The sequence below is a fragment of the Streptomyces silvae genome, from assembly GCF_016745505.1.
In the GTDB taxonomy this organism is placed as follows: Bacteria; Actinomycetota; Actinomycetes; order Streptomycetales; family Streptomycetaceae; genus Streptomyces; species Streptomyces silvae.
Map to the genome: position 1 here is coordinate 114168 of NZ_JAERUC010000197.1, position 6761 is coordinate 120928.

The following is a 6761-nucleotide window of genomic DNA, read 5'->3' on the forward strand; positions in this document are numbered from 1 at the left end:
CCGGAGCGCTCACGGCCTGGTCCGTGTGCGCAGCACCAGCGCACCGGCGAGCGCGAGCGCGCCCGATCCGGCCAGCGCGAGCGTGCCCCGGGAGCTGATCACGCGGTAGGAGCCGATGGCCATCACGGAACGCCGTGCCTGGATGGACAGCGCGCTTCCAGAGCTCTGGATGGACCCCAGCGACACCAGGGACAGGGCGGAGCCGATCGAGCCGACGGACAGCGAAGAGCCGATGGACCCGATGGACAGGGCGCTGCCCACCGACCCGATGGACAGCACGGAGCCCACGGAACCGATCGACAGGAAGGAGTCCTTCGACCACAAGGACAGCGAGGAACCTCGGACCGGGCGGGAGGAAATATGCGGCATGGGGGTCATTATGCTGCGGGAGGGCCGGGGACGTGGGCCGTGACGACAACCTCGCGGCTATCTCGCCGGTGACAAGCCGTGAGGGCCCCCCTCCGCGGGCAGCACCTCCTCGACGGGTCCGCGTCGCACACAGCGCCCGGCGTCGAACAGCACGGCCTCCGTGGTCAGCGCACGCACCGCGGGCAGGTCGTGGCTGACGAACAGCAGGGCGGTCCCGGCGGGGGCGAGCAGCCGGGGCAGCGCGTCCAGGACCCGCCGGCGGGAGACGGTGTCCAGCGCCGAGGTCACCTCGTCGCACACCAGGAGTGCCGGCTGCGCCGTCAGGGCCCGGACCAGCGCACAGCGCTGGAGCTGGCCGCCGGAGAGCCGGCCCGGAGTCCGGTGCAGAAGGGCCTCGTCGAGTCCCAGCGCACCGGCGGCCTCCATCGCCTCCGCCGTGGCCTCCGCTTCCGGAAGACCGCGCAACAGCCGTGCCGTGTACGCCAGTTGCCCCAGCACGGGGCGGTGGTCCTCAAAGGACTCGGCGCTGCTCTGGTGCACGTACTGGACGACGCGGCGCAGTTCGGCCGTGCGCCGGTCGACGCGTCGCGGAAGTGGCCGGCCCTCGAACCGTACGTCGCCACGGGTGGGCGTCGTCAGCCCGGCCAGGACCCTCGCGAAGGTCGTCTTGCCCGAGCCGGAGGGGCCCAGCAACGCGGTCCTGCTGCCGGGCGGGAACTCCAGCGACACCGGCCCGGCGAGCGGATCGCCCGACCGGCGGCGCACGACGACACCCGTGGCAGCGACCCCACCGCCCCCGGGAGCGAGAGCGGGCGTGGTGTTCCTCCCGGCGGCGCCGGTGCCGTGTTCCGCGGCGAGCAGTTCCCTGGTGGCCCGGTGGCGGGCGGCGGGAGGCTCGTCGGCGGAGAGCGGGGCGCCGGTGCCGAGGAGGTCCGGCGCCGTCCCGTCGTCGACGACACGGCCGTTCTCCAGCACGAGGACCCGGTCCGCCGTCTCCCGTACCAGCCGCAGGTCGTGACTGAGCAGCAGCACACCCGCGCCGCCGTCCGCGAGCGCCCGCACCGTGCGGCCCAGGGCGTGCGCGAGCGCCGGGTCCAGGCCGCTCGTCGGCTCGTCCAGCACCAGCAGCTCCGCCCCCGTCACCAGGGCGGAGGCGAGCGCCAGACGCTGCTGCTGGCCCCCGGAGAGCTGGTGCGGGAAGCGGCGCCTGACGGCCTCCCAGTCCAGGCCGGCCAGGGCCGTCACCCGGCGTGCGGCGGCCTTTCGCGCGGCACGCACCGGGTGCCCGAGGGCGGCCAGTTCCGTCAGCGCGCCACCGGCCCGGCGCAGCGGGTCCAGCACCGTCTCCGGGTGCTGGGGCAGGTGAGCGGCCGTGCCGGCCCGGGCGGCAGGGCGCCGGGCGGGTGACAGGCCCAGCAGGTCGGTGCCCGCCAGCAGGGCTCGGCCGCCCAGCCGTACGCCGTTCCGGGAGGCGCCGAGCGACGCCAGGCCGAGCGTGGTCTTGCCGCTGCCCGAGGGCCCGACGACGGCGGTCACGCCGCCCGCCACGACGGTCAGTGCGACCCTGTCCAGCAGGGGCCGCTCCGCCCCGTCCGCGTGGGCGGAGACCTCCTGGAGATCCAGCAGCGGCGGATCGGCGTGGCCGGTCATCGGTCCGTCCTCCTCCGTGCGAGGGCACGGTCCACGAGCAGGTTGCCGCCGACGCACAGCGCTGTCAGCAGACCGGCGGGCACCAGTACGGCGGCGGGCTGGGTGAACAGGGCGTCGCTGTTCCGCTCGATGAGGACCGCCCAGTCCGGGGACGAGGACGGCAGCCCCAGACCGAGGAAGTTGGCGGACGCCAGCAGGTACAGCACCACCGCGAAACGGCCGCCCGCGTCGGTGGCCAGAGGCGCGGCGAGCTGCCGCGCCAGATGCCGGAGATGGATGTACGCCCAGCCGTGCCCCTGCATCCACAGCGCCTCGACGACCGTCCGGGAGCCCGGTTCGAGCGCCGCCCCGCGCACCAGGCGTGCCACCGCCGGGACCTGGAGGATCCCGGCGACCGTCACCAGCCAGTACCAGTCGCGGTGGCCCGTCGCGGCCAGGGTCATCAGGACCAGCAGTCCCGGGAAGGCGAGCAGCAGGTCCAGCCCGCGCATCACCGACTCGTCGAAGCCGCGCCGCGGCCCCGCGGCGAGCAGCCCCAGCGGCACCCCCACGGCCAGGCCGACCAGCAGTGCGCCCAGGGCGCTGCCCAGGACGGAGGCGCCGCCGTGCAGCACGAGCCACAGCACGTCGCGGCCCAGCACGTCCGTGCCGAGCGGGTGTCCCGCGCCGGGCGGCTGCGACGGCAGCGCACCCTCGGCCGACGGAGCGTCCCCGGCCGTCCACGGCCCCGCCAGGGCGACGAGCACCGGCACGCCGAGCAGGGCCGAGGCGATCCACGGGTGGCGGGCCCGGGTGCGTACGGCATCGGTCTTCGTCCGTGGCGTCATGCCGTCACCTCCCGGCGCGGTGCCAGCCGGAAGGCGACCAGGTCACCCACGAGGTTCACCACGACGGCGGTGCCGGCGAACAACAGCGCGTACGTCTGCACCTGGGGCAGGTCGCGGTTCTGCACCGCCTCGACGAATCCGCTGCCCAGCCCGCGGAAGCCGAAGACCGACTCCACCAGAACGGCACCGCCCAGCAGCCCCTCCACGCAGCGGGCGAACTGCTGCGCGGCGGGCCCCAGGGCCCCGGGCAGCACATGGCGCAGCACCACCGTCCTCTCCCGCGTCCCCAGCAGCCGCAGGTGCTCGGCGACCGGGCCGTGCCGTCCCGCCGCCACCCCGGCGCGGACCTGCCGTGCCAGATCGCACAGGTGCCTGGCCGTCAGTACGGCGACGGGCAGCACCAGCACGGCCGGCTGTGCGATCAGCGCGGCCGTGTCCATGCCGATGGCGGTGGCGGGCAGCAGTCCGGCCGCCAGCGAGACGGAGGCGACCAGCAGCAGCCCGAGGACGAACTCGGGGACGGCGTGCAGCACGACGGCCGCCGTGTTCAGCGTCCGGTCGGTGCGGCTGCCCTCCCGCAGTCCGGACACCGTGCCCAGCAGCGGCGCCACCACCGTGACCAGCACGAGCGCGGGCACGCCGAGCAGCAGTGTCACGCCGATGCGGCGGCCGATGTCGTCGCCCACCGGGAGCCCGGTCGTCAGCGAGTTCCCGAGGTGGCCGGTGAGCAGGCTGCCGAGCCAGTGCCCGAAGCGGGTCCAGGCCGGTTCGTCGAGACCCAGTTGCGTGCGGAGCGCCGCCACCTGTTCCGGAGTGCCGAGCTCGCCGCGGAGCACGTCGGCCGTGTCGCCGGGAAGCAGCGTGCCGACGGCGAACACGGCGACCAGCACCACCAGGCACTGGATGACCGCGAGCAGCGAACGCCGAAGGAGATAGGCCCGCACGTCAGCCGACGCGGACCCGGTCGAACCGGGCCCAGTCGTGCGAGTTCGGCGGTGCGGCCCGCAGGCCGCTCACCGACGGTCCGACGGCGTCGTTGGCGTCGGAGAACGCCCACACCAGCAGCCCGGACCCGTCCCGGGCGATCTTCTGGGCCCGTGCGAGCAGCCCCAGCCGTTCCTGCTCCCCGCGGGTCGTACGGGCGCGGTCCAGCAGCGCGTCGAACTCCTCGGAGGCGTACTGCGTCTGGTTGCGGGCCGCTCCGCCGCGGACCCGCTGCTGGAGGAAGTCGGAGACCGGCAGCGTGGAGGTGGTGTTGAAGGCGGCGACCCCCTTCGTCTTGATCTCGCTGAAGTACGTGCTGGAGGCCCGGGTGTTGGCGGTCAGCCTCAGCCCGAACTCCCGCAACTGACGCGCCATCAGCTCTGCGGCCGGCTCCCAGGCGGCGTCGACGGAGCTGGTCTCCACCGTGACGGCCAGCCCCTCTGCACCGGCCTCCGCGACCAGCTTCCGCGCTTCGTCGACGTCCCGTTCGCGGGGTTCCAGGTCCTCCGGGTAGCCCCGCAGGCCCATCCCGAACAGGTCGTTGCCGACCTCGCCGTGACCGGCCAGGGCGACCCGGACCAGCGCCTCCCGGTCGATCCCGAGCTGCACGGCCCGCACCAGTCGCGGGTCGTCGAACGGTTTACGGCCGGTGCGCAGCAGCAGTTGCTGCGCGGTGGCACGCCGCGCGGTCAGCAGGCGGGTGGAGCCCTCCTTCTTCAGCCGCTCCACGGAGGCTCCGGCCATGTCCGCGGCGTAGTGGACCTGTCCGGACAGCAGCGCGTTGAGCCGCGCCGACTCCTCGTTGGCGGGGACGATCTCCAGCTCCGCGATGTGCGGGGCGCCGTCCCAGTGGTCGGCCCAGCGCCGGTAGCGGGCGGTGCCGCCGGGTGTGAACGACACATAGGTGAAGGGGCCGGAGCCTATGGGCTCGCGGAAGTCCTTCGTACCGTCGGGGATGATCTCGGTGCCGGGGCCGGCGAGGACGGTGGGGAACTCGAAGTTGGGCGCCTTCAGCACGAAGAGGACGGAGCGTTCGCCGTCGGCCCTGGAGGCGTCGAAGTCGATGGCGGAGAGCAGGACCTGCGAGGGCGAGCCGGTGGCGGGGTCGGCGGCACGCCGGTAGCTGTGGAGGACGTCCTTCGCGGTGACCGGATTCCCGTCGTGGAACTCCGCCGTGCGCAGGCGTATCCGCCACCGGGTGCCGGAGGTGTCGCTCTCCCAGGACTCCGCGAGCCGGGCGCGGGCGGACATGTCGTCCGTGTAGGTGGCGAGGGTGTCGTACAGGGCCTTGGCGCGGGCCTGGTCGACGAAGTTCGGGGCGACATGGGGGTCGAGGGTCTCCTGCGAGCCGCCCGCCGTGAAGGCGGCCCGGAACCGGTCGCCGCCTCCCCCGTCCTTCGTGTCCCCGCCGCAGCCGGCGAGCAGGCCGGATGCGGCCAGTCCCAGGGCGCCTCCGGCGGCCAGCACGCTCCGCCTGCCGGGCTCAGGGCGGTTGCCGGGCCACGGCTCCGACGGCTTCCGGGCATGCCTCGTCACGGTCGATCCTCTCCGGGGTGTCCTCGCCCCTGCTGCTGGACCGGCGACGGGTCAGTCTCCTGGCTCCCGGATCATCGCTCTCCTCCGCCTTCCCATCCGCATGCGCGCGGACAGTGACATACAGGAGGACCGCTCCCCGGTCACAGTGGCGGGACCGCGCCGGACTCGCACCGGCTTCCTGATCCCCGTCGCCTCGTGCACCCATTGTGGCCCACGCTTCCCGGCCGGTTCACCGGGCCACGGTCGCGAGGACGTCGTCGCCCAGTCGCCGGATGACATCCGTGGCCAGCCGGTGCCGCACCAGCTTGCCGTCGCGGGTGGAGCGCACCAGGCCCGCGTCGCGCAGGGTTCGCAGGGCGCGGGACACCTGTGGTTCGCTGGAGCCGAGCCGGGCGGCGAGCTCCGAGGTGGTGATGGGCTCGCCGAGCAGATGGCGGCACAGCTCCATCCGGGCGGGCGAGGCGAGCGCCGTGAGCCGGTCGTGCAGATCCCGCAGGGTCAGCTGTGCGGCCGAGGTGGTGCCGCGGGCCGCGTACTGCACCACCACGCACGACGGATGCTCGTGCTTCACCGTCAGATGCGGCCACACCCGGGCGGACGGGATGAGGACGAGGGGGCGCGGCGCCACCTTCACGTCGTCGATCTGGAGCTTGTCGAGCCGTACCCGCTCCCCTTCCCCGAACCGGGCCGCCGTCGGCAGCAGCCTGGTGAGCACCTCTGCGGGCGGCCGGGCCGCCAACTCGCGGCGCACGTCCCGGGCGTGGTCCTCCAGGGCCGGCCTCAGGGCGCGCCAGTCCTCGGCGAAGAAGCCGGAGTCGGCGGCCCGCAGCACGGTGAGCAGACGGTCCCGCAGTTCGAGCGGTGCCGTCACCAGCTGTCGCGCCAGCTCACCGCGGGCGTACGAGCGGCGCAGACAGCGGCGTACGTAGTCCTCCGCGGCGGCCGTCCCGGCGCGAAGCTCGACGGCCGGCGGCACGGACTGTGCCGAGCTGCCCAGGACACCGGGCGCCACCAGATCGAGGAAGGCGTCCTTCGGGAGTTCCGCCACCGCCGTCAGTTCCTCGTCCAGGCTCGCCACGGGAGGCACGGTGCGGGGAAAGAACAGACGGCAGCGGAAGCGGGCCCACAGCGGGGCGAACACGGACAACTCATCGCGCAGCTCGGGCCCCGTCGCAGCGGCGCGTGCCGCCCACTCCGCGGCCTCCGGATGGTGCTCGGGTTCGGCGAGCACGTGCAGGCTCGCCATCAGTTCCGCCAGCGCGGAGGGCCCGGCCACGACGTCCGCGGGGCCGAGCCCTGCCAGGTCGAGGACGATGCTCACGCCGTAAGCCTAGGGGGTGTTTTGAAAGTAGCGTCGTCCGCCCGGAGGGCGGGCCCGGCGGCGTCTGGTGCGTG

General features: G+C 74.1%; 6 protein-coding genes and 1 riboswitch. All 6 genes read right to left on the minus strand.

What is annotated here, in order from left to right:
• Nucleotides 1-9: 9 nt before the first annotated feature.
• Complete coding sequence (locus JKV81_RS33150) at nt 10-369, minus strand: hypothetical protein (protein WP_124275632.1); 360 nt, start codon at nt 367-369, stop codon at nt 10-12.
• 57 nt (nt 370-426) lie between these two features.
• Nucleotides 427-2019, minus strand: a complete 1593-nt coding sequence (locus tag JKV81_RS33155; protein WP_202079344.1) for an ABC transporter ATP-binding protein — start codon at nt 2017-2019, stop codon at nt 427-429.
• Nucleotides 2016-2846, minus strand: coding sequence for an ABC transporter permease (locus JKV81_RS33160; RefSeq protein WP_202079346.1), 831 nt, complete (start codon nt 2844-2846; stop codon nt 2016-2018). Before JKV81_RS33160 ends, JKV81_RS33155 begins: the two co-directional genes overlap by 4 nt.
• Complete coding sequence (locus JKV81_RS36745) at nt 2843-3790, minus strand: ABC transporter permease (protein WP_202079348.1); 948 nt, start codon at nt 3788-3790, stop codon at nt 2843-2845. Before JKV81_RS36745 ends, JKV81_RS33160 begins: the two co-directional genes overlap by 4 nt.
• Nucleotide 3791: 1 nt before the next feature.
• Nucleotides 3792-5366, minus strand: coding sequence for an ABC transporter substrate-binding protein (locus JKV81_RS33170; protein ID WP_307820655.1), 1575 nt, complete (start codon nt 5364-5366; stop codon nt 3792-3794).
• Nucleotides 5367-5398: 32 nt separating this feature from the next.
• A riboswitch (cobalamin riboswitch) is annotated at nt 5399-5586 on the minus strand.
• A 9-nt stretch (nt 5587-5595) separates the two neighbouring features.
• On the minus strand, nt 5596-6687 hold the full coding sequence (locus JKV81_RS33175; protein WP_202079349.1) for an ArsR/SmtB family transcription factor: 1092 nt from the start codon (nt 6685-6687) through the stop codon (nt 5596-5598).
• Nucleotides 6688-6761: the final 74 nt, after the last annotated feature.

What these genes read in the sequence shown, in the direction of transcription:
- JKV81_RS33150 (WP_124275632.1), bottom strand. Translation starts at nt 369, where the DNA reads ATGCCGCATATTTCCTCCCGCCCGGTCCGAGGTTCCTCGCTGTCCTTG.
- JKV81_RS33155 (WP_202079344.1), bottom strand. Translation starts at nt 2,019, where the DNA reads ATGACCGGCCACGCCGATCCGCCGCTGCTGGATCTCCAGGAGGTCTCC.
- JKV81_RS33160 (WP_202079346.1), bottom strand. Translation starts at nt 2,846, where the DNA reads ATGACGCCACGGACGAAGACCGATGCCGTACGCACCCGGGCCCGCCAC.